This window comes from Flagellimonas marinaquae, from assembly GCF_003992675.1.
GTDB classification, from domain to species: domain Bacteria; phylum Bacteroidota; class Bacteroidia; order Flavobacteriales; family Flavobacteriaceae; genus Flagellimonas; species Flagellimonas marinaquae.
On record NZ_RZMZ01000015.1, the window covers coordinates 867111 to 891200 of the forward strand.

Below are 24090 nucleotides of genomic sequence, written 5' to 3' on the forward strand. Positions count from 1 at the left end.
TTTACCCCGTAGTCGGATTTATCCACTACGGGGTATTTTTTTTAAGCCATTTGGATAAAATACCTGTAACATCCTCCGAAATATTAAAACGGTACAAAATCCCCACGTACATCAGCACCACTAGGAAGGACTTCAACGCAATATTGATAATCGGATGAAACTGGAACTGGACCAAATCAAACAATACGGCCAATAGAATCAATGTGGCAAAAACCTTAAAGGTAGCCGAGGTAAAAGGCAATATCCCAAATTTCATATTCACAAAAACCACCTTCACCACATTAAAAATAAAAATGGATATAAAACTGGCGGCAGCAGCACCCTCCAAACCCCATTTGGGAATCAACAGATAATTTAGAAAAATCGTCAATGCAGCTAAACAGACACCAAAGACCAATACGGTTTTGTAATACTGCGAATTATATAAAATAGAATTGATGTTGCCCAACAGGGAGTCCATCACCTTGGCCAGCCCAATCAAAAACACGATGGTAAACCCGTTTCGATAATTTTCGGGCAGCATCAAATACAAATCGTTCAGGTTTAAAATGATGAGTACAAACAAAATGCCCGATGCAATAAAAAGCGTCAAGGATGTTTTTTTGTACAAATGATCCAATCCCAAGGTGTTTTGAGCGTTGAGCAATTCGGCGGTAAGCGGATAAGTGATCTGATGCATGGCCCGTGAAGGCACAATAATCACCGTAGCAATGTATACCGATACCCCGTAATAGGCCACATTTTCAATACTGATAAACTGATTGAGCATCACCTTATCGATTTCCAACAAAATCAAGGCGGCCGAGCCTCCTAAAATGATCAGGAAAGAATAGGATAAAATTTCTTTGGTGTACGGTGGAAATGTAAAAACCAATCGGGGCATTCTCAGTCGGAACGCATATAGTTTGATGATAACCGTACGCAACAGATATATTCCCACCAAACATTTAAAAAACAAGTCGAGCGAAATCAATTCAAAATAGAAAAGGATCAATAGTATAGAAACTCCAATACGGGCAAATACCTCCTTCATGAAATTCCCGAAAACCGATTTGAGATGTACCTTGGCCCACGAATAAAATACCTCAAAATAGCCCATCGCCAGCCCCACAAAGAAAACATACCAAAGGTAATCCTTCACCATGGGGTTTACTTGGGACACCCAATTCCCGATAGGTTCGTACCATATTAGGCCAATTAGGGCTACAGGAACTATTCCCAACAATGGAATCAACAACATCAATGTGAAGAACCCATCCTTTTCCGTTTCGAGATGATTACTGTAATACTTCACCATGGTGTTGTGCACCCCAAAAGCCATCAAAGGCATCAAAATAGCGCCCGATGCCAAAATGAAGGTAACCAGCCCATAGTATTCATCCGGTAGGATTTTCGTGTACAAGAACAAGGTGTTAATAGCCCCAAAAAGGAAACCCAAATAGGTGACCACCGTATTTTGTATGGATTGCTTTAGAACGACGCCCATTAGATAAATTTAGCCAAAGATTCCGTTAATGCCCTTCTGTGGTACTGCTCCACCCCTTCCGAAGTACAGTTCAAATTTCCTTCTTGATAATTGTGAAATGCCTCTAAAAGTACACTTTTTAAAGACGCTACATCCTTGTGCAGGCACATATGCCCCGCTTGGTGTTGCTCCACCATACTGCCTGCTTCCCACTCATGCGGTCCGATGGCCAAAATAGGACGCTTGGCGTTCAAATATTCAAATAACTTGCCAGGAATAATGCCCCGGGTCTCTTCGGAATCGATTTCCAAAAGCAATAATAATTGTGATTTTTGCTGTGCTTCCAAAACCTTATCATGCGAAAGATACCCCATCTGTTGTACGCAATCCATGAGTCCAAAATCTTCAATGGATTGCAGCACTTCTTCCCCCACTACTCCAGCCAATTGTATCTTGAGCGACTTTTTGAAGTCTTCGTTTTCAGCAATCAATTCCTGCAACGCTTGCCACAATCCGAAGGGGTTTCTACCGGTCAACAACGAACCTATATGGGAAACGGTGAAATCGGCATCCAGTTCCAACGGTTGCAATTCATCATCAAAGCCATTGGTGATTACCTTGATGGGTTTGGGCGTAATCGTCTTAAATTCTGATTTGGTCGTATGGCTTGTCACGACAATTTTATCTGCTTTCACCAATACCGCCCTTTCCAAAGCTTCATGTTTCAAGCGGGACGACTCGGTCAACCGTAATTTTTTGTGATATCCGATGGAAGTCCAAGGATCGCGAAAATCAGCGATCCACTGAACATTATATTTTTTTTTGAGTCCTAGACCAATCAAATGTAGACTATGCGGTGGTCCAGTGGTGATGATGGTCCCGATACCCTCGTCCGCAATCACCTTTGCCAAATAGGAAATGGATGGATTTACCCAAAGTTTCCGTGCGTCGGGTATGAAAAAATTTCCTCGAATCCACAAAAGAACTTTCTCCATAAAGGAAGGATCCTTTTCCTTGATGATTCCCGAACTGATGGTCTTGGTCTGCTTTTTAGATAAAAGCGAAGCCCAGCCATACGGTTCTTTGATAGGTTTTTTGAGGATTTTGATGGATGAAGGTACTTCTTTAAGCAAGTTTTCGTCCACTATCGGATAACTTGGGTTTTCGGGGACGTATACTATGGGTTCAAATCCAAAATCGGGCAGGTATTTTACGAACTTGAGCCAACGCTGTACTCCTGGTCCCCCTGCGGGAGGCCAATAGTACGCTATGACCAAGACTTTACGCATGGGATTCTTCCTTTTTTCTGCGGAACAGGGTAAAACCAAGACCTCCTACGATAATCAACCCCAACAGAATATTGGAGGCCAACGTAATCTGACTTCCGGTTTCCACAACCTCAGGCTCAAACCTGAACTCGATTTTGTGCTGCCCCGATGGGACTTTCATCCCGCGAAGTGCGTAGTCCACTCGATAATGCTCTTGTGGCTCACCATCGATAAACGCATGCCAACCCGAGGGATAATGCATCTCGGAAAAGACCGCAAAACCATCATTTGGATTGTTGGCGGTGTAAGTAATGCTATTCGGGCGATAATCCACTAAATCGATGCGTGCCAACGAATCTACAGAATACCGTAGTTTGGTCAACGCCGGATATTCCGAAGTATTCACAACCGCCTGCGTTTTGGAATTGAAATCCTTGAGCTTTAAAATTTCTTCATTGGCGGAAGAAACGGGCAGCAACTGGTCCACAAACCACGCATTGCCGTTGGCATCGGGGTTGACGGCAGGATAGCTATTTCCCTCCTCGTCTTGCTGAATAATATATTTGACGTTCAGCATGTTCAAGACCTGTAGGTTGTTTTGGTACAGATGGTATTCAAACAAATTCTGAAGTGCCCTAGGTTTTGCCGCATGGTAACCGCCTATGGATTTATGGAAATAGGACGTTCGTGCCCCATTGATACCCTCTTGAGGGTCGAACACCCGGTAGATGGAATCATCCTGCTGTATCATTTGGTCGATTTGATTGGCCTGAAACGGTTGGTTGACCTGTCGCTGACGTACAAAATCCCCCGCATTGACATATCTAAGGTCAACACCTACCAAATCAAACAGAATCAAGGTACCCATGGCAAAAACCAGCATGTTTTTATTGATTTTATCCTTGACGAAGAACCAAAGCACAGCCGCGGCCAAAGTCACATAAATAATGGAACGGATGGTGTCGTTGATGTATACCGCTTCGCGATCACGCTGTATCATGGTCATCAATTCATCACCAAAGTATCCGCGATAGGTTTCGTCACGGAGTCCTTCAAAATCAAAGAACCCTTTGAGCAAGAAAATCAGGATACCGAGTCCCAAAGAAATAAAGAAACTTAGCTTTAAAGCTTTTAGTTTTTCCTTTTGGTCCACCGATGATTTGAACAATTCGCGAATTCCTAGAATTCCCAACACAGGCAAACAAAGCTCCAATACCACTTGAATTGAGGAAACCGCCCTGAATTTGTTGTACAGTGGAAAGTAGTCGATCATAAATTCAGTCAATGTGCCAAAGTATCGACTCAGTGATACCACAAAGGCAAAGATGGCACCAAATAACAGCCATGGTTTCCACTCTTTCTTTTTTATAAAAAATATAGCAGCTACAAAAAGAACGAAAAGGATATGCCCAATGATCGAATAATTAGAAAAATCTGGAAAATTCTTTCCCCAAGAAAGCACTAAGGACAATATGGCGCCAGATAACAACCACCATTTCTTTTTTCCATCGACCAAAAAAGCACCCAAAACAAACAGGAAAAATACAATGGCACCCACATAGGCTGGTGCTGCCACGATGGGCTGGTCACCCCAATATAACGGCAGTCCGCTGGAAAACTCCAGGGCTTTGGTGGGCGACAATCCTTGGTCGGTCAAATATTCGTAAGCCTTGGAATCCCTGCCTAAATCCTCGTTGCCCGACCCTCCAAACAATCTCGGCGCAAATAGGTTGAGGGATTCGGCAATTCCGTAGCTATATTGGGTGATGTATTCGTAATCCAAGCCCGTAGAAATTGCTTTTTCGCTCCCATCGGGGTTAATGGTCAATTCAGATTTGCCGCGCGTACTCCAATCGGCATATTCTTTGGTTGCTATCAGACTGGTGGCATTTGTAAAAATAGACAGGGCCACGGCCAGTATCAAAATGCCCACGGAGACAAAAAAGTGTTTTAATTCCTTTTCTTTAATGGCATAAATCAAATAAACAAGGCCCATCACCAATACCAAGAGCATAAAATAATAGGTCATTTGGTAGTGGTTGGCACTAATTTCCAACGCCATGGCCAAGGCCGTCAAAATGAAGCCCAGTATGTACTTTTTTCGAAAAACAAGGATAATTCCCCCTAAAACCATGGGAATATAGCCAAGTGCATGGGCCTTGGCATTGTGGCCCACACCAAGAATGATAATCAGGTAAGTGGAAAAGCCAAAGGCCACGGCTCCTAGAGCGGCCAATCGGAAATCGACCTTCAAGCACAGCAGCAGGATATAAAATCCAATTAAATACAAAAAAAGGTAATCGGCTGGTCGTGGCAAAAACCGAATCAAACGGTCCAGCTCCTTAATATAATTATGTGGATAATTTGCACCCAACTGATAGGTTGGCATGCCACCAAAAGCGCTGTTGGTCCAATAGGACTCCTCCCCTGTCAAATCTTTATAAGCATCCCGTTCTTGGGCCATGCCCTTGTACTGGGCAATATCGGACTGGAAAATGGCTTTTCCTTGCAATACCGGATAGAAATAGACCAGCGAGGCAAGGATGAACAAAGCAATAACACAAATGTGGGTGATAATGGCTTTTGGAGAAAGAGTCATGGATAGGTTTTGATTCGGCAAATATTAATCAATTTCCTCAAAATCTATGTATTCTCCAACTTTTTTTGAGGAGTTGGAGCGTCGGGGCGGTTTTTTGGATATGATGGTCTCCCCTTCCTTAGTCTCCGCAGAATCAAAATCTTGCCGGTTGCCAAACTGCTCATTGAAGCGTTCGTTGGTCTTTTTTACCGCATAATTCAAGAGTTTTGGCGCCAACCACTTCAACAGGAATTTAAGCCCGTAGTATACTAATATGACGATTAAAATCGTTTGTAATAAAACCATATAACCTCAGTTATCGAATCAAAGTTACATTGTTAGTCCCGTAAACCCATAAAACGTATCTTAAAATAGTATTAAAAACCCAGTTATATGGACCTTTCCATGATCAAAAAGTCAGTATTCCTTTTCGTTCTGTTACCCTTTTTTTCATCTGCCCAATATACCGATGTCATCAATTCCAACCGACCTGGTAGGGCCGCCAGTGCCTACGCTGTGGGAAAAAATGTAATTCAGGCAGAGATTGGTATGCTCTATGAACAGCAGGACAATGCCGACCTTAACTCGGATTCCAATATTTTTGGGGCCGATTACGCCTTTAGATACGGTTTGCTTTTTGAGGAATTGGAAGTGATTGCCGAAGGTTCTTTTATTACCCAGAACATTCTCTATCCCGATTTGGGAATCGAGGGAACACTGACTAATTTTTCCAGAAACCGTGTGGGTCTTAAGTATCTGGTTTATGATCCCTTTAAAAATCCAGAACGAAACAAACCCAATTTATATAGTTGGAGGGCCAACAATGTATTTCAGTGGAAAAACCTGATTCCTGCCGTTTCGGTGTACGGTGGAGCCAATTTTGTGGTGGGTGACAATCCGTTTTATCCAGGCGAACCCACAATTTCCTACCGAGGAGGCATTCAAACACAAAGCAGGCTTTCCCCTAGGTTCGTTTTGATTTCGAACATCGCTTATGATCGCATCACCACCGATTTCCCCGAATGGCGCTACGCCCTATCGGTCACCCACGCTTTTCGCGACCCGCGGTGGAGTGTTTTCTTTGAAGGCCAAGGGATTTCCGGAGAACGCTATTCGGATATTATTTTAAGAACGGGAGTAGCTCGCCTTATTAATCCTAATTTCCAGGCTGATTTTCATTTGGGTTCTGGCTTTAACAACGACCCTTCTAGAATTTTTGTGGTACTTGGATTTTCTTACCGTTTGGATTTTCATAAGGATGAACTTATCCCGGTGATTGAACAGCAATCCGGAATGAACGGCAAGATTAAAAAGAACGCCAACAAGCGAAAATCAAAAAAGCGTAGAAAAAACCGCAACGGACCCATCGATTTTTAAGTTTTGTCACAACTTCATTTTTCTACTGCAACTAATATTCATAATATTGGGATTAATTTGCAACTATGGTTACCGTTCAGCAGGTTCAGTCCAAATCCGACCTTAAGCGCTTCGTAAAATTTCCGTTTACCCTATATAAAGGGTCTCCGTATTGGGTACCGCCCATCATCAAAGATGAGATGGCCTCCTTTGACAAGGATGTCAACCCTGTTTTTAAAACGGCCGAGGCTCAGTTCTTTTTGGCGTATAGGGACAATAAAATCGTTGGGCGCGTAGCGGCCATCATTAATTGGCTGGAAGTCAAAGAACAAGGACTTAAAAAGATGCGTTTTGGATGGTTCGATTTTGTAGACGATCTAGAGGTTTCCAAAGCCCTATTGGACAAAGTCAAGGAAATTGGCCAAGCCAACAATCTGGAGTACATGGAAGGGCCTGTGGGCTTCTCCAATTTGGACAAAGTGGGTGTGCTAACCGAAGGTTTTGACCACATAGGCACTATGGTTACCTGGTACAACCATCCGTACTACCAATCGCATTACGAACAGCACGGTTTTACCAAGGAAAAGGAATATCGTGAGAGTAAATTCCCTGCCGCCAACGCCGACCCTAAACTGTTTGCCAAGGCAAATCTGTTGATCAAAAAGCGATACGGACTTCGCGAAATGAACTTTGAAAAAAGTGCGGATATCATGCCTTGGGTGGATAAAATGTTCGACCTCTTCAACGAGAGCTACGCCAAACTGTCCTCCTTTGTAAAGATTACCGATATACAAAAGGAGTATTTTAAAAAGAAGTACATCAGCTTTATCAATCCGGAGTACATCAAATTTGTGGTGGATGAAGAAGATAATCTTGTAGCTTTTGCCATTGTGATGCCCTCGTTTTCCGAAGCCTTGCAAAAAGCCAATGGAAAGCTATTCCCCTTTGGGATTTTTCACTTGCTTCACGCCCGAAAACACAGCAAGGATGCTATTTTCTACCTAATCGGTATCCACCCCAAATACCAAAACAAAGGCGTGACCTCCATTATTTTTAATGAGTTTTATCACACCTTTGAAAAGCGTGGCGTGGTGAACTGTATCCGTACCCCGGAATTGGAGGATAACATTGCCATACAGCGAATGTGGAAGCATTTTGACCCTAAGGTCATTAAGCGACGCAGGACCTATGTAAAGGATATTTAGCAAACACTCAACCTTTTCATGTTAGCCTAAAGTCATTGTAGTGCAGATTAAGTCAGCAATCAGGTTTAAAAATGATAGCCAACCCATTGTTTTCCAATAGTCAAAAAAAAGAATCTATTTCTCTAAAGAATTGGTCGATTAAAAGATGCTTTAAAATGACTTTCGACCAAAGAAAATTTCATTCCGTTACAAGAAATTAAACGAATCCGCGTTTCAAGTTACGTATGATAGGCCGGATACGAAATAGCAGACTCACCAAATACCTTTGCGGATTAATGGGACTTTATCTACTCAATATTTGTGTGGATACCGCAGACCCTAATCCTGAGTACATCCCCGAAGACCTATCCTTTAATGACCAAGAAAGTATTGTTGAAATCATCGTTGAGCAATTTTTAGGGTTTGAAGACGCCTTTGTGGAATATGATGATCCAGATTCGGAAGAGCACAACAAGAAAAAGAATGTTAAGATTGATTTACTGGTGTATTCAACCCAGAGCAGTGAAGGACTTAAGTATTCATTGAATCTCAAGAAAAAATTATATCTCGACCATGGTGCCCGCCTAACAATGGGTTTTTATGATTTAGAGAGTCCACCTCCAAAAGTTTGATTTGTTACCTCGACGTTTATCACCTATGACCTAAAGGTCATGGGAAACATTTAACGCTTTTAAAACAAATCAAATGCATATCAAAAAATCATTGATGCCATTACTGTTATTATTGGCATTCAGCAGTTATACCGCTGCGCAAATTACCAATGCTGAAAAGGACAGCCTATTTATTGAACAAGTGGAAGATCATAAAGAACCTGATAAGGTCTTGCACGCAGAACCCTTATATATTGACCTCATACGGGATTTAGGGGCAAGAAAAGGAGAAAAAGAGTGGAACATAGGTTTGGGAATTACAGATAATTTAAGATTTGATTCCTATGAGGCTCTTATCGAATATGAATGGGCTCCTGTAGACCGATTGGGCTTGGAAGTAGAACTACCCTTTACATTTTATGCTCCGGTAAGTGGTGCTGGCAACAACACGATTCCTTCCAACAGCTTGAATAGTCTTAAAATTGCCGCCCAGTGGTCGTTCTTTGTCAACGAACCCATGGCCACCTCGATGGCAATCGGGTATATCAACGAGTTTGAGCTTTCCGACTTTGGAAATTTTGGCAAGCCTCTGATCAGTGGAAACGTGTACAACCCATTTTTGGTCGTTGCCAAACGCTGGGGCAATAACTTTCACTCCCTGCTCTATACGGGACCAAAGGTGGAACAGCATTTTGTTTCTAATACGATTCATACAATTTATGACATGAATACAAGCTTTCATTATATGATTTCGGGTACACGTAACTTTATCGGGATTGAATTTAATAAAACCCTAGACTACGGTAAGTTCGATATGACCATGAGACCACAAATGCGTTTAGGTATTGCGGACAACCTTTTGATTGGAATTGTTGCGGGTATCCCGGTCAGTAGGGACAACGAAAGATTGAGTTCTTTTGTTCGGCTTATTTGGGAACCTGGACATCATAAAAGATAATTTTTTGAAAAGCCCTCAAATTAATAGCCATAGGACAAATTGATTAAATTGACGCATGTTTAGAGTCTGGTAAAGGGAATGGTACATTTGGTCACTGCACCACAATCCCAAACCAGACTTTTTACAAACAAAATTTTAATTTTCAATAAACTGTTTGTCATGGAACTAAAATTACCCAAAAACTGCGGAAACTCACCCAAAAGCGAATTGGTAAAAAATCTCACCGTCCATTTCGCAGCCTACGAACTTAATCAGGTGTTTCAATTCTTGGACGATAACATCAGTTGGACCTTGGTTGGCAATACCCCTATATCCGGAAAAGCGGCGTTTAAATCAGCATTGGAAAATATGAGCGGGAATAAAGTGGCAAAGCTCACCATAAATGGTATTGTTACCCACGGCAAAGAAGCAGCGGTTCACGGTGAAATGACCATGGAAGATGGCGGCGTTTTTGGATTTGCGGATTTTTATGGGTTTACCAGTGCCAAAGGGATCAAAGTGAAAGCTATTACCTCATATGTAATTCAGAAAACTCAAAATTGACTTTTACAGATTATCACTTTGGTTCTATCGCAGCCCTTATTTAACAGAACTACCATTAATGTCTTCCATATTCATGTCAGATTTTACCTATATTTTGTAAATTAGGCATGAAATCAGTATGTCATCAAAAAAAGTTCTATGATTTATCTGTTATGGTCCTTGATCAATGTTTTCTTACCTCTCTATTTTTTCTATTTGCTTTTCAGCTTTCTTGCTAAAGGAAAGCGGTTTTTTAACCCCAAGTATAAGACCTTTCAGATTCTCTTTTTGGTCATTGGAGTCACACAGATTATTGTAGCATCCAGTACGGATAAGGCAAATCAAAACATCTATCTAAAGGACGACCATGCGAATTTTAATAGTTCCAAAATGGTACATCATATGGTGGAGGACAATTGGACAATGAACATCCATTTCCTTTTGGAGTATTCAGTTCAAGGAAATAAATATATTCCGCTTAAAAGTAGCAGTTTTTTAAGTGGATTTGTCAGCGGATATGACTGGGAGCTCCTATCTGTCGATGGCGTTGGGATAGAGGGTGATAGTGGCACTGTTTGGTGTGTCAACGGTAATTTACAATGGAAACTTTTTGGAACTACCATCTACAGTCAGAACAAAATATTTCAAGTAAAGACTGAGCTAGACTAAATTGGAGCTATGGGAGTCCATAATAAGATGTTTAATTCGTTACGTGGTTAAACTTTAGTTTCTCCATGGACAGTTTAGGCTCGTTTTGATTGTTTTCTATAGTGAAACCATTAATCAAGTAAAACTCATTATTGTAAGTTACCAAGCTAGCATTCATACGACCTTCATAAAAATAGGATGGAATATCCAAAAATTTATCATTGACCAAATCGTAGAAATAAAATCTTCGGTCGGACCTCAAAAAAGTGACTGATAGGTCTTCGTTTAAATTGGAAACCCCTCCCAATCCAAAAATAATATAGTCTTCAAATAGCATAGCAACACCATTGTCCAAAGAATGGCCAACATTGTAGCTGTTTACCATTTCGAGTTTGGTAAAATCACTACTGAACTTATGCACTTCAAAGACCTCTTCGTCTGTAACATATGTGATATAATATCCATTGTTGTGAACAAAGGTATTGGGACTTACCAAGCTGAAATTACCATTGAGGCCATAACCTCCTTGGGCGATTGACTCATTGGTATCCAAAAGGTATTTATAAATGGTTCGATTTCCGTTGGCTGGGTCAACATAATAAATGGCATCCTGTTCTTCAATGTAAAAGGCAGAAATATAAAAATTCTCATTTAGTGGAAATACATCAATGGCCTTCCAATCTTGAAGACTAAAATCGAACTCGTATAAACCTCTTGATGTGAAAATGGTCCATAGTCCATTTCTCAGAAAACTGATACCGGATGCAATAAAATTGGGTAAATCTGGATCAGAGCCTAAATAGGTCCAAACCGTTGTATCGAAATTAAAAACATAGGTGTCTTGCCCTTTAATGGAATACAATGAATTACCTAAGACCAAGTGTAAATCCATAGCTAACTTTGGAGTATCGGCTACGTACTGAACGCTCACCAGATCAAGTACACCTTCGTTGCTTGGGTTTGGATTCTCTATTGGGGACTCTGTCTCTTCTTCAGCTGCATCCGGATTTAGTATTTCATTGCTGTCACCACTTGAACACCCTATGAACAATACAACAAGTGCATAGTATGAACAATTTTTAAATAGGGTCATAATTAAGTTATTGGATTTACGAACTATGGGGTAAATCGGATTCGATTTTGTAATAATAAGCTGCTCGGCTTTTTGTAATGAAATAATTCCGTTGATACGCCTAAAAAATGGACTTAATCAAAAAGTACGCACCTACATTAATTTCCTTGGTTTAACTTAAATATAGCTTATCCCATCTTCGGAAATTCCCAACCATTATGATATCGGGGCACCAGTAAGGCATCTGCTTCGGTTTGGTTGAATCTGTTATTCGCTGCATCCCAAAACAAGCGTTCCCCGGTTTTGTAGGCAATATTGCCCAAATGGCTTACCATGGCGGCATCATAACCCACTTTGATAGGAGCTTTTAAGATGGATTTATCGCGATTTTTAACAGCTTCCAAGAAGTTCTGGGTATGAAGGTCCAAGCCATTGCCCCCGCCTGTTTGCAAGGGAACAGCCTCAATTTTTGGCCCTAAATCTTGGTCCCAATTGGGACGGTCACGCTCTGGGATTACTTCCCATCCCCCACGATCTAACACCAAGGTACCGTTATTTCCAATAAAGGCAATACCGTGATTTCGTCCGTAGTTACCGCCATCTATTCCGGTGGCATGCTCCCATAACAGGGAAAATTCTCCAAAATCATACACCGTTTGCAGGGTATCAGGTGTTTCGGCCGCATCGTTGGGGTAGGCAAACTTGCCTCCCATGGCCATTACGGATTTGGGAGCGGAAGCTTTCATTCCGAAAAGTGCGTAATCAATCAAATGTACGCCCCAATCGGTCATTAAACCGCCGGCATAATCCCAAAACCATCTAAAACTAAAATGAAACCTATTTTTATTGAAAGGCCGATTTTCTGCGGGGCCCAACCACATATTGTAGTCCACGCCACTGGGTACGGGGCTATTCGGCAACACGGGCACAGACTGCATCCAACCTTGATAGGCCCAGGTTTTCACCAAACGAATCTGTCCCAACTTTCCAGAGTGCACATAGTTGATGGCATCCACAAAATGGGGTTCGCTACGTTGCCACTGCCCTATCTGTACCATTCTGTCACTACCGTTCACCTTGGAAAGCATGGCCTGGCTCTCTGCCACAGAATTGGCAATCGGCTTTTCGCAATACACATCCTTTCCGGCATCAATGGCATCGGTGAGCTGGAGACAGTGCCAATGGTCCGGTGTACCAATAATGACAATGTCGATATCGGTATCCTCCAATAATTTTCTATAATCTGAGTGCCATTTCGGCTTTTTGATGCCTGCCTTTTCTAAATCCGAGGTTCTTTCGCGAAGTACATTTTCGTCCACATCACAGAGAGCGACCACATCGACCTCGCTGTTTTTCAACAAGGATGTCAAATCTGTAAAGCCCATGCCTTTGCAACCAATCAATCCAACCTGTATTCTATCGTTCGGGCTTATGGTTTTTCGAATGGCGGCCAACATCTCGGTAGGGAATACCATGGAGGCTCCCATACCTGCAACATACAAACCACTTCGCTTTACAAATTGTCTTCTTGTTCCCATCTTGTTGAAATTTGGGATAAGATACAAAAAAACGTCCCTTGAAATAATCACTCCAAGGGACGTCTTATAAAATTATAATTTTGGTAAACGCTTACTTCTTTGCAGCGGGTGCGTTCAATTTCTGGCTCATTTCCATGGAAATGGCCGAGCGATCAAACTTTAAACGGCCTGCCATGGTTTCGATAATGCACGAAAAATCATTATCGTTCAATTCCACGATTTTGCCGTGAAGCCCACTCTTGGTGATGATCTTATCACCTTTTTTCAATTCTGAAGCGAATTTTTTCTCATCCTTCTGACGTTTGATCTGCGGGCGAATCATAAAGAAGTACGCCACGGCGAAAATCAAAATCAGCGGTAAAAATTGTCCTAAGTTTTCCATTGAGGTCTTTTAGTTATTTTACAGGACCTGCTGGTGTAGCTCCTGGTGCTTGCACAAATGCCTTGATTCTCAAAATTTCGGAACCTTTGGCGGTATTTGCGTTAACGGTAATCGTTTTGGTAACTTGGTTTTGTCCAGAACCATTGAATTTTACCAACAATTCTCCTTTTTCTCCTGGTGCGATAGGATCTTTTGGAGGGTTTGGCACGGTACAACCACAGCTACTTTTAGCATCGGTAATGATCAAAGGTGCATTACCGGTATTGGTAAAGGAAAAGGTAGTTTCTTGCGCTTCACCTCTTTGAATGGTTCCAAAATCGTGCTCGACTTTATCAAAAGTCATTACAGGTACCATTTTGGCGGCTTCATCCCTGTTTACCGCAGTTTCAACATTGTCAGCAACTATCTTTTCAGATGCTTTGTCCTTGCATGATACGCCCATAATGGCAACTACCATGATCAAACTTAAAATTGTTGTTATTCTTTTCATGATTAAAATTTGTTTTCCCAAAATTACGGAATAATTGTTTATTGCAAACCCCTTCCTATTTTTTGAAGTCTTCCGTCGGCTTTATACTCCTTCGCCAACTTGTCCAACACCCCATTGATAAAGATGCTGCTCTTGGGCGTGGAGTATTCCTTTGCAATCTCCAAATATTCGTTCAAGGTTACTTTTTCTGGAATCGAGGGGAAGTTGAGTAGCTCACAAATGGCCATTTTCAAGACAATGGAATCAATTTCGGCGATACGGTCGTTGTCCCAATTGGGTGTTTTGCCCTCAATTTCCTTTTCCCATTTGGCATCATTGAGCAAGGTCTTTGTCAACAATTGGTTGGCAAAATCCATATCCTGCTGGTCCTTGAGCAGTGCCGGCAAAAAGAAACGGTCGCCAGAATCGGGCTTGGCCTTTTTGAGGCGCTTGACCAAAAAGGTGTTTACAATAGGGAAATCATCTACCCAGGTCAATTTATCGTCCTCGAAGTAATCATATATCTTTTCGTTGGGAGCTATGATTTCCTTAAAGAGCTGGATGACCATATCGCGGTCTTCTGCATAACTTCCATCGGCTGTGGACATGTACTCTTTGTAAATATCACTGGATATCATGGCCTTGTGAATAATCTTGACATATTCATCGTTCAAGTACCAATTGTCCAACTTTCGCTTAGAAAGTTCATCTTTTAAGGCTTGGTTGTTCACCAATTGTAGCAACAAACGGTTTTTGATAAATTTTTCGGGATTGGGATATTTATCCTCTTCCGTGGCCACATACTTTTTGGAGGAGTGGCTTACATGTTTTTCCGCTAAACGGTGGAGTTCTGCCAAAAGGCTTAAAATTAGAAGGTACAGTACATACATGTTTTCTATACTTACCCTCAGGAATTTCTCCTGTTTTTGCAAGGAATCGTCCTTGGATTGCACCAATGCATAAATACACTGCATTACTTTTACCCTAATGTGCCTTCTGGTTAACATGTTTAAAGAACTTTTAAAGTCATTGTTTGGCTTTCACACCGCAAAAGTAATCTTATATTTGATTCTTACCTACCAAACTTGCTTTCTTATCAGTTTTATAACATTTACTTTGTTGGGTATGGTATATATTTGCGGGATTGTCCGCTTACATCGTAGCTAAACCACCTTTTTACCTTTTTATGAAGGAACTGAAACACCTAAATAAATACTTCAAAAAATACTGGCTCAAGCTCTTCTTGGGCATATTGATCACCATTATTGCCCGGGTTTTCTCGTTGGTAATGCCTTCGTATGTCAACAAATCCATACAGGCCGTAGAGGATTTTATGTCCGATGTGATTACCCTGTCCGATGCCAAAGGGTTGTTGCTCCAATACATTTTGATCATTATTGGAGCCGCTTTGTTATCGGGACTTTTCACCTTTCTGATGCGGCAGACCATCATCAACGTATCCCGCTATATTGAGTACGATTTAAAAAATGAGGTCTTTGACCATTATCAACTTTTAAGCCTTAACTTCTATAAAAAGAACAGGATTGGTGATTTGATGAACCGTATCAGTGAGGATGTCAATCAAGTACGCATGTATGGCGGTCCGGCGATTATGTACGGGATACAGACCTTAACGCTGTTCGTGTGTTTGGTTCCTTTGATGTTTATTAAGGCCCCTACCCTTGCGGCCTACACCTTGTTGCCTCTGCCTATTTTGTCGGTTTTGATTTATCAGATCAGTAAAATCATCCACAAAAGAAGCACCGAAGTGCAGGAGTTTTTATCCACACTATCCACTTTCACGCAAGAATCGTTTTCCGGGATTTCGGTCATCAAGGCCTACAGCATTGAGCCCAGGATAAACAACGAGTTGCGAACACTGGCTCAAGAAGGCAAAGATACTAGTATGTCCCTCGCCAAGGTAAATGCTTGGTTTTTTCCCTTAATGCTCCTATTGATAGGCATCAGCAACGTATTTGTGATTTATATCGGTGGGCGTCAATATATTAATGGAGAGATTGAGACCATTGGTATTATTGCAGAGTTTATCCTGTATGTGAATATGCTCACATGGCCCGTTGCCGTGGTGGGTTGGTTAACTTCCATCGTACAACGTGCCGAAGCTTCCCAGAAACGCATCAATGAATTTTTAAAGGAAGAGCCTTCTATCCAAAACCAAGTAAAGGAATCGACACCCATCGAAGGAAATATTGAATTCAGGGACGTGACCTTCACCTACGAGGATACCAACATTACGGCACTAAAAAATGTATCCTTTACCGTGGAAGCTGGACAAACCGTTGCCATTTTGGGCAAGACAGGGTCCGGAAAATCGACCATTTTGGATTTGGTAGCGCGTTTGTACGATACCACCTCGGGAGAGGTGTTGGTGGATGGTGTCCCGGTACAACAACTTAATCTGGATAGTCTTAGAAGCTCCATTGGTGCTGTGCCACAGGATGCCTTCCTTTTTTCCGATACCATTGAAAACAATATCCGTTTGGGCAACGAGAATGCCACCCATGAAGAAATTGTGGAGGCCGCCAAAAAAGCAGTGGTGCATAAGAACATTGAAGGCTTTGCCAAAAAGTACAATACAATTCTGGGAGAACGTGGAATCACCCTGAGTGGTGGGCAAAAGCAACGGGTTTCCATTGCAAGGGCACTATTGAAAGACCCTAAAATATATTTGTTCGACGATTGCCTTTCCGCGGTGGATACGGAGACAGAGGAAGAAATTTTGAACAACCTAAAGCAACTCTCCGAAAGCAAAACCACTTTGATTGTGAGCCATAGGGTTTCTTCGGCCAAGAATGCGGACAAAATTATTGTGCTGGAAGAGGGCAAAATCATCCAAGAAGGTACCCATGAAGAATTGAACAATACCGATGGGTATTACAAGGAGCTCTACATCAATCAGCTTTCGGGTAAAGAATCATAAAAAAGTTGCTGAATTAGCTTTTTTTTTACATTTTTGGTGACATAATTCATCATTAGCACCAAATACACTATACCATATGGGCCAGAAAGATACAATGGATCAGGAAGAGATTTATTCGAAAGTCTTAAGAGCGGGAAGAAGAACCTACTTTTTTGACGTAAGGAGCACCAAGGCCGGAGATTATTACCTAACTATCACCGAAAGCAAAAAATTCACCCACGATGATGGGTCTTTCCATTACAAAAAGCATAAAATTTATCTGTACAAAGAAGATTTTAGCGCCTTCCGGGAAATTATGGAAGAAATGATGGACTATATCATCGACGAAAAAGGAAGTGAAGTGATTTCTGAGCGCCATCAAAAGGACTTTAAGAAGGAGGAGGATACCTTTAGTGAGAACGGAACTACATCCGACAGCAGTTTTACCGATGTTAGTTTTGATGACATCTAACGAGTCCTCTCTTTAAAAAAATATAAACGGCCTGTATTTTTGCAGGCCGTTTTTTATTTTTATCCTTTGGTCGATAACAACCCTAAAAAAGCGTAAAAATGGCGAGGACACCGAGTAATATGCTTCCCTTGGGCACCAAGGCACCAGATTTTGAACTATTGGACACGATTTCGGACAACACTTCGACCTTACAAGAACTGAAGGGCGAAAGGGGCACTGTAATCATGTTTATTTGCAACCACTGCCCCTTTGTAATCCATGTCAACCCCATGATCGTAAAGCTTGCCAAGGAATACCAGGCCAAAGGAATCGGTTTTGTGGCCATATCGAGCAACGATGTGGAAAATTATCCGCAGGATGCACCACATTTAATGAAGGAAAAAGCCAAAGAGGAAGGCTACACATTTCCCTATCTGTACGACGAAACCCAAGCTGTGGCCAAGGCATACGATGCAGCTTGCACCCCGGATTTTTATCTTTTTGATGAGCAAATGGAACTGGTATACCGTGGCCAATTGGATGATTCTAGGCCAGGGAACGGAGTACCGCTTACCGGCACAGACCTCAAAAATGCCATGGATGCCGTTTTGAAAGGCAAAGAGGTCAACAACGACCAAAAACCAAGTCTTGGATGTAATATAAAATGGAAAGCCAATTAACCCGTTTTTGATGAATACGACTTTGCCCAATCCCACGCTTGTTTTGGAACCGGTTACCGAATCGAATTTGGACACCTATTTAACGGTCGGTGTACGGTCCTACTGCCAACACTACCTGCATTTATGGGAAAACAACGACCCACACCCGTATATTTCGAATGGGCTCACGAAGGAAGTGGTAGAGCCAGAACTAAAAAATCCCAATGCGCTTCACTATGTAGTACAATGGGAAAACAATACGGTCGGTATCCTAAAGTTGGTGCAGCATTGCGGGATTGATGAGCTATCCGACCACGACACCCTAAAGGCAGAAAAAATCTATCTTTTAAAGGAATATGCAGGAAAGGGCATTGGGAAAGCCGTGCTCCAATTTGTGGAGGCGAAAGCTCGGGAACTCAACAAAAAAACCATTTGGTTGGATGCGATGCAAAAGGGAAAACCTGTACATTTTTATCAAAGGAACGGTTTTACCATAAAACGGGAGAGTGAGGTAACCCTGCCCCACGTCCGACCAAGTGAGAAGGCGATGTGGATCTTGACCAAGACCCTCTAAACTACCATCCTTCCCGTTTCAACAAATTTTCGATATGCGCGAAATGATGGTTACTGTGCCAGGCATACCGTGCGATATTCTCCTTTACTGTAGTTTCTTGGTTTCCGTCCGGATGGATAAAACCTCGCTGTAGTTGCTCTTCGGAAAGACCTTTTAGCAAATAAACCAGTTTGGCATGGACTGCACTTAAATGGTCCAACGATAGCTGAATGGGTGCCGTACGTGTATCAAAAAGTTCAGCCCACGCCTTCTCATTATAGGCTTTTATGGTAGGAGTATCTTCCGTAAGTGCCCATTTAAAGCGAATGTAACTATTGTGATGACTGTCGGAAATGTGGTGAACCAACTGTCGTACGGTCCAACCTTGGGGTCGATAGGGTGTGTTTAGTTGCGCATCGGTCAGTGGTCCCACCATTCGGGATAGTCGTTCGGGCAGCTGTTCCAAAACAAATATCCAAGCATCAATATCCTCCTTAGTGATCTTCTTGGGAAGTTCAAACCTTCCAATAGGGTATCGCAATTGTTCCATAGTATCTTTTTCCATAAGCTAAAAGTAACAAGTTTTAATTACAAGCCGTCGGTCTTACCTACTGTATTTTTAATACACTTTTAACTGATTTTCCCATAATTAACCAAATAATCTAGTAATTTTGTAGGGTAATAATTTCAAACCTAAAAATCAGAACATATATGGCAACTTTACGATTGGGAGATACCGCTCCCGACTTTACAGCAGTGACTTCGGAAGGCACTTTGAATTTTTACGAATATCTTGGCGATAGTTGGGGAATCCTATTTTCCCACCCTGCAGATTTTACCCCAGTATGCACAACGGAATTAGGAACTGCGGCAAAGTTTAAGGACGAATTTGATAAGCGAAATGTAAAGATGATGGCCCTAAGTGTTGATGGTGCTGACTCTCACGCAGAGTGGATCAAGGATATCAACGAAACACAGGGAACGGAGGTCAATTTTCCGATTGTGGCAGACGTGGAGCGCAAAGTCTCCGACCTATACGATATGATTCATCCGAACGCCGATGATACACTTACCGTGCGTTCCGTTTTTATTATCGACCCAAACAAAAAAATAAAGCTTACCCTAACCTACCCGGCCTCTACAGGACGTAATTTCTTCGAATTGTTGCGTGTCATCGATTCGTTGCAATTGACGGCAAACCATAAAGTAGCCACGCCCGCCAACTGGAAAAATGGGGAAAAAGTGGTGGTAAGCCCTGCCATTCCTACAGAGGAGGCGAAAGGCATCTTTACAAAAGGTGTGGAAGAAATCAAACCGTACCTACGATTAACGCCCGATCCGACGGCATAATCATTTTATTTTGAAGAAAAAAACTGATTCCCAATAAATTAAACGTACCTTTGTGGTCAATTTAATTTTTTTAATTTATATTATGAGTAAAGGAACAGTAAAATTCTTCAATGATTCTAAAGGTTACGGATTTATCACTGAAGATGGTTCAAACACAGATCACTTCGTACACATTTCTGGTTTGATTGATGAAATCAGGGAAGGTGACGTTGTAGAATTCGAACTACAACAAGGTAAAAAAGGATTGAATGCCGTTAACGTACAAGTTGCGGAATAAACAATATAGACTTTTTTTTCTAGGTAAGCCCGAGCTGTTGCTCGGGTTTTTTTGTGCCCATTTTTTTTACCTGCCACGCAACCCTTTCGTTTTTTGGTTATCTACCAAGTGAACACTGTTTCCCCATAACCATTAAAACCGCATAAATGAACACCTTTTTTGGAGTACTTTCGTTTTTATTGATCGTTAACGCCATGCTACTGGTTTGGAGCGTAAACGGTTCCAAAAAATAGTTTTAAACAAGAACCAAGGCAATAGGTAGGGTTTTTTTGCGTTGGATTGTTACGTAATAAACACATAGCGACCATGACCACTTTTTTAAGCATTCTTATTACCCTACTCGCCCTTAACGCTTGTCTTTTGTTTTTGAGCGTTAACCGAGCTAAATAAAAAAAGCCTTCAGAAACGAAGGCTTCTTTTATTTATCATTGTGTAATTTTCTTATTTCACATTCATCAATTCCACATCAAAAATCAAAGTTGCGTTAGGCGGTATCACACCGCCGGCCCCTGTGCTTCCGTAGGCGAGGTGCGATGGAATGACAAAACGGGCCTTGTCGCCCACTTTCAATAAACCAATACCTTCTTCCCAACCTGGAATCACCTGCCCAATGCCCAGTACAAAATCGATGGGCTGTTTTCTTTTATAAGAAGAGTCAAAAACCTGACCATTAGCCAGGGCCCCTTCGTAGTGTACGGATACGGTTTTGCCTTTTTCGGCTTTGGTTCCGTTCCCCTTCTGGATGATTTTATATCGCAATCCACTAGTCGTTTTTTCAAAACCGGCGGCCAATTCGTCCATTTCAGCTTCTGCCCTCGCCTTCTGCTCTGCAATCCTTTTTTCACGGGCTCCTTCGAATTTCCTGAAAGCTTCAATGGCATTCCAATTTTTTGCTTCTTCCCCTACGCGAACAATTTCCAACGTATCTATGCTATCGCCCTGCGCAATGGCATCAACCACATCCTGTCCTTCCTGCACATGTCCAAATACGGTATGCTTGTTATCGAGCCAAGGTGTGGCCACATGGGTAATAAAAAACTGGCTGCCGTTAGTTCCCGGCCCTGCATTGGCCATGGACAGTACTCCGGGTGCATCGTGTACTAAATCCGGGTGGAACTCATCATCAAATTTATAGCCGGGGTCCCCTGTCCCCGTACCTGTTGGGCATCCGCCCTGAATCATAAAATCGGAAATGACCCTATGAAATTTTAGGCCATCGTAATATGGTTTTCCCTGAGGCTTTACACTATTTTCCATATCCCCTTCGGCCAAGGCCACAAAATTCCCTACAGTACCAGGGGTTTTGTCGTGGGTGAGTTTTACCAATATGTCACCTTTAGTGGTGTTGAATTTTGCATAGATTCCGTCTTGCATGATATGATTGTTAATCGGTTTATAAAATGATGTGTTGGTAGAATTCCAAAGCTGCAAAGATAGATGATTATACTGAAGCTGGAAAGTTATACCATTTAACTCCAAAGACTTGGATGTAAGCCATTTACGCCATTTACGCCAAAATCAGGAAATACTGGGATAATATATTCAAAAACATTATTTTAGATAGATGACCATTGCCAAGCATCATTTGATAATATGGAACACTAATCAATTTCTTATGAAAAATTATAGACTCATTATTACCGGTTTAGTTTTATCCCTTCTTACTGGATGTACAGAAAAAGCTATAGATCAAAATGCCGAAGCCGATAAATTAATGGAAATTTCCAAAGCTTGGGCGAATTCCGTAAAAAACAAAAATGTAGATGAAATGTTGTCATACTGGGCTGACGATGCAATTTTGATGTCGCCCAATGAGCCCGCGGTAATTGGAATTGACTCTCTCAGAGCCATGGTAGAACGCTCAATAAAAATACCAGGATTCGAGATCAACTGGAATCCGCAAGAAGCGTATGTTTCAAAAAGTGGTGACCTCGGATATGTTATTTTTAAGAATTATATGACCATGCCCATTGATACTATGGGCAATACTAGAACTGTATTTAATAAAGGTGTCGAGATTTGGAAAAAGCAATCTGATGGCAATTGGAAAAATGTAGTCGACATCAGTAATGCTGACCCCTCCATAAATTCCATTGATTAAAAAGTAAGCCAACCACGCCTATAGCCCAACCGGCTACCCATACATAATAATGAGTGATTAAACACACTACTTATTTGTAAAATAACCTTTTGACAGAGAGCTGACACAGGGTATTAATGAAGCCATTGTTTCCCAATTTTAATGAAAGCTGCATGCATTTGTCTCCTGTACCTTTTCCGAGGTAAATGAATCAACCTTAATTTGTCCTGTCAAAAAAAAGAGGGAAACCATGATACCGTAAAGTGCGATGTTGTTAACGGCCAAATAGCCTGCGTGATCAGAACTCGATATGCTGGTCCCGATAGGAATCCATCGCAAATGACTATCTTTCCGGTAATTTAAAAAACGGAGTCAGCCCTGAGCCGTTTTCCTCAACTAAAAGCAATTAAATGAGTCAAAATATAAACATGGCCGTCCTTATTGATGGTGACAACATACCCTCTGCCAATGTCAAGGAAATGATGGAGGAAATTGCCAAATATGGTAATCCAACCATTAAAAGAATCTATGGAGACTGGACCAGACCTGGTTTAACCAAATGGAAAAACCTATTATTGGAAAATGCCATTACCCCTATCCAGCAATATGGCTATACAACGGGTAAAAATGCTACGGATTCTGCCATGATAATTGATGCCATGGACATCCTGTACACGGCAAAAGTAGATGGTTTTTGCCTTGTTTCGAGCGATAGTGATTTCACACGGCTGGCCACCAGATTGAGGGAGGCAGGCATGCAAGTGATAGGCATTGGTGAAAAGAAAACCCCAAATCCGTTCATTGTCGCTTGCGATAAGTTCATCTATATTGAAATACTTAAAAATCAAAGCTTGAACAAAATCGAAGAAAAGCGTTCTTCAGAATCTACCATTGATAAAATAACAGAAAAGGAAATCAACTTAATAAGGTCCACTATAAACGACTTATCCGAAGACGACGGATGGGCTTTTCTTGGCGATGTTGGAAGTTTGATTCAGAAAAAGCAGCCGAACTTCGATTCTAGAAACTATGGGTATGAAAAGCTAACCCCTTTGATAAAGTCTACCAATCAGTTTGAAATTGAGCAAAGGGAAAACCCAAAAAGCAGACACAAGCTCATTTTTGTAAAAAATAAAAAACGCGCCACGAAAGCCAAAAAATAAGGAAGGCTGTAGAAAATTTGTAAGTTGCTGCCCGAAAGCGCTGTAAAAGCTCAAAAGCAACTAAAAAGGCTTTATGTGATGAAAAAAAGAGAATTATTTTGGATTCTGGGCACAGTCACTGCGGTGATATTAACGCAGTTCCTGCTATTTGGAAAGCAAGGTTTTGTGATGGATGGAACGATCGACATAAACGTGCATGACACCTACCTGATATTTCCAAGCTACAACATCTTTTTATTACTGGTATCTCTGTTCTTTTTCGTGGTATATCTGGGGCGTATCCTGCGCAGGGGTTTTAAAAATAAAACCGTAAATCTGATATTGATTATTGCCACCATAGTGTTGATAGTAATGGTAAATGGCATTCATTTTATTCTGGAATCCTTACTACTGAACACCCTATCCGCAGTCTTTTTTTATATTCAGATAGCATTGTTGGTTCTCTTAGCATTTATCGGGTTTAAAACTGGGCAATACCACAAGAAATGACTTGGTAGTTGAATTTAAAACAAGATAGGTTTAATTCAACATTCATCAGATTATTTCCAAATGCGTTTTCTCTTTCCCAAGTATTTGTTACCTTAAA

At 41.5% G+C, this 24090-nt stretch carries 26 protein-coding genes; 15 read left to right on the forward strand and 11 right to left on the reverse strand.

The window, feature by feature from the left end; all coding sequences use genetic code 11:
* Window positions 1-25: 25 nt before the first annotated feature.
* Genes EO130_RS13310 through EO130_RS13325 form a run of 4 tightly spaced genes read right to left on the reverse strand, consistent with a single transcriptional unit; the run spans window position 26 to window position 5617 of the window.
* On the reverse strand, window positions 26-1486 hold the full coding sequence (locus EO130_RS13310) for a lipopolysaccharide biosynthesis protein (RefSeq protein ID WP_127141988.1): 1461 nt from the start codon (window positions 1484-1486) through the stop codon (window positions 26-28).
* Window positions 1486-2754 carry a glycosyltransferase family 4 protein gene (locus tag EO130_RS13315; RefSeq protein ID WP_127141989.1) on the reverse strand — a complete coding sequence of 423 codons (1269 nt, stop codon included), beginning with the start codon at window positions 2752-2754 and terminating at the stop codon, window positions 1486-1488. The genes EO130_RS13310 and EO130_RS13315 overlap by 1 nt, the downstream gene beginning before the upstream one ends.
* Window positions 2747-5332, reverse strand: a complete 2586-nt coding sequence (locus EO130_RS15625; RefSeq protein WP_241244358.1) for a YfhO family protein — start codon at window positions 5330-5332, stop codon at window positions 2747-2749. The genes EO130_RS13315 and EO130_RS15625 overlap by 8 nt, the downstream gene beginning before the upstream one ends.
* 24 nt (window positions 5333-5356) lie before the next feature.
* Window positions 5357-5617: a DUF4834 family protein gene (locus EO130_RS13325; protein ID WP_127141990.1), complete on the reverse strand. Its 261-nt coding sequence runs from the start codon at window positions 5615-5617 to the stop codon at window positions 5357-5359.
* A gap of 87 nt (window positions 5618-5704) precedes the next feature.
* Between EO130_RS13325 and EO130_RS13330 the strand changes: the two genes are divergently transcribed.
* The 6 genes from EO130_RS13330 to EO130_RS13355 all read left to right on the forward strand — a co-directional run bounded on the left by EO130_RS13330 (window position 5705) and on the right by EO130_RS13355 (window position 10611).
* A complete protein-coding gene (locus tag EO130_RS13330; RefSeq protein ID WP_127141991.1) occupies window positions 5705-6688 on the forward strand; it encodes a transporter in 984 nt (327 codons plus the stop codon).
* A gap of 65 nt (window positions 6689-6753) precedes the next feature.
* On the forward strand, window positions 6754-7872 hold the full coding sequence (locus EO130_RS13335; protein ID WP_127141992.1) for a GNAT family N-acetyltransferase: 1119 nt from the start codon (window positions 6754-6756) through the stop codon (window positions 7870-7872).
* Between the two features lie 275 nt (window positions 7873-8147).
* A complete protein-coding gene (locus EO130_RS13340) occupies window positions 8148-8483 on the forward strand; it encodes a hypothetical protein (RefSeq protein ID WP_127141993.1) in 336 nt (111 codons plus the stop codon).
* A gap of 94 nt (window positions 8484-8577) precedes the next feature.
* Window positions 8578-9420: an HAEPLYID family protein gene (locus tag EO130_RS13345; protein ID WP_417935517.1), complete on the forward strand. Its 843-nt coding sequence runs from the start codon at window positions 8578-8580 to the stop codon at window positions 9418-9420.
* A 159-nt stretch (window positions 9421-9579) separates the two neighbouring features.
* Window positions 9580-9963, forward strand: a complete 384-nt coding sequence (locus tag EO130_RS13350) for a nuclear transport factor 2 family protein (RefSeq protein ID WP_127141995.1) — start codon at window positions 9580-9582, stop codon at window positions 9961-9963.
* Window positions 9964-10101: 138 nt separating this feature from the next.
* On the forward strand, window positions 10102-10611 hold the full coding sequence (locus EO130_RS13355) for a hypothetical protein (protein WP_127141996.1): 510 nt from the start codon (window positions 10102-10104) through the stop codon (window positions 10609-10611).
* A gap of 31 nt (window positions 10612-10642) precedes the next feature.
* Here EO130_RS13355 and EO130_RS13360 read toward each other — a convergent pair whose 3' ends face one another.
* The 5 genes from EO130_RS13360 to nusB all read right to left on the reverse strand — a co-directional run bounded on the left by EO130_RS13360 (window position 10643) and on the right by nusB (window position 15058).
* Entirely contained in the window at window positions 10643-11683 is a 1041-nt protein-coding gene (locus EO130_RS13360) for a Kelch repeat-containing protein (RefSeq protein WP_127141997.1), read from the reverse strand.
* A 167-nt stretch (window positions 11684-11850) separates the two neighbouring features.
* Window positions 11851-13200 carry a Gfo/Idh/MocA family protein gene (locus tag EO130_RS13365; RefSeq protein WP_127141998.1) on the reverse strand — a complete coding sequence of 450 codons (1350 nt, stop codon included), beginning with the start codon at window positions 13198-13200 and terminating at the stop codon, window positions 11851-11853.
* A gap of 91 nt (window positions 13201-13291) precedes the next feature.
* Window positions 13292-13582: a preprotein translocase subunit YajC gene (gene yajC, locus EO130_RS13370; protein ID WP_127141999.1), complete on the reverse strand. Its 291-nt coding sequence runs from the start codon at window positions 13580-13582 to the stop codon at window positions 13292-13294.
* A 13-nt stretch (window positions 13583-13595) separates the two neighbouring features.
* Complete coding sequence (locus EO130_RS13375; RefSeq protein ID WP_127142000.1) at window positions 13596-14072, reverse strand: DUF1573 domain-containing protein; 477 nt, start codon at window positions 14070-14072, stop codon at window positions 13596-13598.
* Between the two features lie 38 nt (window positions 14073-14110).
* On the reverse strand, window positions 14111-15058 hold the full coding sequence (gene nusB / locus EO130_RS13380) for a transcription antitermination factor NusB (RefSeq protein WP_127142001.1): 948 nt from the start codon (window positions 15056-15058) through the stop codon (window positions 14111-14113).
* A 179-nt stretch (window positions 15059-15237) separates the two neighbouring features.
* Between nusB and EO130_RS13385 the strand changes: the two genes are divergently transcribed.
* The 4 genes from EO130_RS13385 to EO130_RS13400 all read left to right on the forward strand — a co-directional run bounded on the left by EO130_RS13385 (window position 15238) and on the right by EO130_RS13400 (window position 18655).
* Window positions 15238-16992: an ABC transporter ATP-binding protein gene (locus tag EO130_RS13385; protein ID WP_127142002.1), complete on the forward strand. Its 1755-nt coding sequence runs from the start codon at window positions 15238-15240 to the stop codon at window positions 16990-16992.
* 76 nt (window positions 16993-17068) lie between these two features.
* The gene (locus EO130_RS13390) at window positions 17069-17443 is read left to right on the forward strand and encodes a PUR family DNA/RNA-binding protein (RefSeq protein WP_127142003.1); all 375 of its coding nucleotides are present in this window, start codon (window positions 17069-17071) and stop codon (window positions 17441-17443) included.
* A gap of 98 nt (window positions 17444-17541) precedes the next feature.
* Entirely contained in the window at window positions 17542-18102 is a 561-nt protein-coding gene (locus tag EO130_RS13395; protein ID WP_127142004.1) for a thioredoxin family protein, read from the forward strand.
* Window positions 18103-18112: 10 nt separating this feature from the next.
* Window positions 18113-18655 (forward strand): GNAT family N-acetyltransferase, encoded by a 543-nt coding sequence (locus tag EO130_RS13400; RefSeq protein WP_127142005.1) that lies wholly within the window; start codon window positions 18113-18115, stop codon window positions 18653-18655.
* 1 nt (window position 18656) lies between these two features.
* Here the strand turns inward: EO130_RS13400 and EO130_RS13405 are convergent, their stop codons facing one another.
* Entirely contained in the window at window positions 18657-19199 is a 543-nt protein-coding gene (locus tag EO130_RS13405) for a YfiT family bacillithiol transferase (protein ID WP_127142006.1), read from the reverse strand.
* 146 nt (window positions 19200-19345) lie between these two features.
* On the opposite strand from EO130_RS13405, the gene EO130_RS13410 reads away from it, so the two are divergent.
* On the forward strand, window positions 19346-19984 hold the full coding sequence (locus EO130_RS13410; protein ID WP_127142007.1) for a peroxiredoxin: 639 nt from the start codon (window positions 19346-19348) through the stop codon (window positions 19982-19984).
* A gap of 82 nt (window positions 19985-20066) precedes the next feature.
* Complete coding sequence (locus tag EO130_RS13415; RefSeq protein ID WP_127142008.1) at window positions 20067-20261, forward strand: cold-shock protein; 195 nt, start codon at window positions 20067-20069, stop codon at window positions 20259-20261.
* 441 nt (window positions 20262-20702) lie between these two features.
* Here the strand turns inward: EO130_RS13415 and EO130_RS13420 are convergent, their stop codons facing one another.
* Window positions 20703-21635 carry a peptidylprolyl isomerase gene (locus tag EO130_RS13420; protein WP_127142009.1) on the reverse strand — a complete coding sequence of 311 codons (933 nt, stop codon included), beginning with the start codon at window positions 21633-21635 and terminating at the stop codon, window positions 20703-20705.
* A 241-nt stretch (window positions 21636-21876) separates the two neighbouring features.
* Here EO130_RS13420 and EO130_RS13425 point away from each other — a divergent pair, with 241 nt between their 5' ends.
* The 3 genes from EO130_RS13425 (at window position 21877) to EO130_RS13435 (ending at window position 23993) form a co-directional block, all read left to right on the forward strand.
* Window positions 21877-22362 carry a YybH family protein gene (locus EO130_RS13425; protein WP_206513152.1) on the forward strand — a complete coding sequence of 162 codons (486 nt, stop codon included), beginning with the start codon at window positions 21877-21879 and terminating at the stop codon, window positions 22360-22362.
* Between the two features lie 389 nt (window positions 22363-22751).
* Complete coding sequence (locus EO130_RS13430) at window positions 22752-23504, forward strand: NYN domain-containing protein (RefSeq protein WP_127142011.1); 753 nt, start codon at window positions 22752-22754, stop codon at window positions 23502-23504.
* Window positions 23505-23582: 78 nt separating this feature from the next.
* Window positions 23583-23993, forward strand: coding sequence for a hypothetical protein (locus EO130_RS13435; protein ID WP_127142012.1), 411 nt, complete (start codon window positions 23583-23585; stop codon window positions 23991-23993).
* The last annotated feature ends 97 nt before the right edge of the window (window positions 23994-24090 follow it).

Bases quoted from the DNA above. Each gene is read 5' to 3' on its own strand.
- EO130_RS13310 (WP_127141988.1), bottom strand. From the start codon at position 1,486: ATGGGCGTCGTTCTAAAGCAATCCATACAAAATACGGTGGTCACCTAT.
- EO130_RS13315 (WP_127141989.1), bottom strand. From the start codon at position 2,754: ATGCGTAAAGTCTTGGTCATAGCGTACTATTGGCCTCCCGCAGGGGGA.
- EO130_RS15625 (WP_241244358.1), bottom strand. From the start codon at position 5,332: ATGACTCTTTCTCCAAAAGCCATTATCACCCACATTTGTGTTATTGCT.
- EO130_RS13325 (WP_127141990.1), bottom strand. From the start codon at position 5,617: ATGGTTTTATTACAAACGATTTTAATCGTCATATTAGTATACTACGGG.
- EO130_RS13330 (WP_127141991.1), top strand. From the start codon at position 5,705: ATGGACCTTTCCATGATCAAAAAGTCAGTATTCCTTTTCGTTCTGTTA.
- EO130_RS13335 (WP_127141992.1), top strand. From the start codon at position 6,754: ATGGTTACCGTTCAGCAGGTTCAGTCCAAATCCGACCTTAAGCGCTTC.
- EO130_RS13340 (WP_127141993.1), top strand. From the start codon at position 8,148: ATGGGACTTTATCTACTCAATATTTGTGTGGATACCGCAGACCCTAAT.
- EO130_RS13345 (WP_417935517.1), top strand. From the start codon at position 8,578: ATGCCATTACTGTTATTATTGGCATTCAGCAGTTATACCGCTGCGCAA.
- EO130_RS13350 (WP_127141995.1), top strand. From the start codon at position 9,580: ATGGAACTAAAATTACCCAAAAACTGCGGAAACTCACCCAAAAGCGAA.
- EO130_RS13355 (WP_127141996.1), top strand. From the start codon at position 10,102: ATGATTTATCTGTTATGGTCCTTGATCAATGTTTTCTTACCTCTCTAT.
- EO130_RS13360 (WP_127141997.1), bottom strand. From the start codon at position 11,683: ATGACCCTATTTAAAAATTGTTCATACTATGCACTTGTTGTATTGTTC.
- EO130_RS13365 (WP_127141998.1), bottom strand. From the start codon at position 13,200: ATGGGAACAAGAAGACAATTTGTAAAGCGAAGTGGTTTGTATGTTGCA.
- yajC (WP_127141999.1), bottom strand. From the start codon at position 13,582: ATGGAAAACTTAGGACAATTTTTACCGCTGATTTTGATTTTCGCCGTG.
- EO130_RS13375 (WP_127142000.1), bottom strand. From the start codon at position 14,072: ATGAAAAGAATAACAACAATTTTAAGTTTGATCATGGTAGTTGCCATT.
- nusB (WP_127142001.1), bottom strand. From the start codon at position 15,058: ATGTTAACCAGAAGGCACATTAGGGTAAAAGTAATGCAGTGTATTTAT.
- EO130_RS13385 (WP_127142002.1), top strand. From the start codon at position 15,238: ATGAAGGAACTGAAACACCTAAATAAATACTTCAAAAAATACTGGCTC.
- EO130_RS13390 (WP_127142003.1), top strand. From the start codon at position 17,069: ATGGGCCAGAAAGATACAATGGATCAGGAAGAGATTTATTCGAAAGTC.
- EO130_RS13395 (WP_127142004.1), top strand. From the start codon at position 17,542: ATGGCGAGGACACCGAGTAATATGCTTCCCTTGGGCACCAAGGCACCA.
- EO130_RS13400 (WP_127142005.1), top strand. From the start codon at position 18,113: ATGAATACGACTTTGCCCAATCCCACGCTTGTTTTGGAACCGGTTACC.
- EO130_RS13405 (WP_127142006.1), bottom strand. From the start codon at position 19,199: ATGGAAAAAGATACTATGGAACAATTGCGATACCCTATTGGAAGGTTT.
- EO130_RS13410 (WP_127142007.1), top strand. From the start codon at position 19,346: ATGGCAACTTTACGATTGGGAGATACCGCTCCCGACTTTACAGCAGTG.
- EO130_RS13415 (WP_127142008.1), top strand. From the start codon at position 20,067: ATGAGTAAAGGAACAGTAAAATTCTTCAATGATTCTAAAGGTTACGGA.
- EO130_RS13420 (WP_127142009.1), bottom strand. From the start codon at position 21,635: ATGCAAGACGGAATCTATGCAAAATTCAACACCACTAAAGGTGACATA.
- EO130_RS13425 (WP_206513152.1), top strand. From the start codon at position 21,877: ATGAAAAATTATAGACTCATTATTACCGGTTTAGTTTTATCCCTTCTT.
- EO130_RS13430 (WP_127142011.1), top strand. From the start codon at position 22,752: ATGAGTCAAAATATAAACATGGCCGTCCTTATTGATGGTGACAACATA.
- EO130_RS13435 (WP_127142012.1), top strand. From the start codon at position 23,583: ATGAAAAAAAGAGAATTATTTTGGATTCTGGGCACAGTCACTGCGGTG.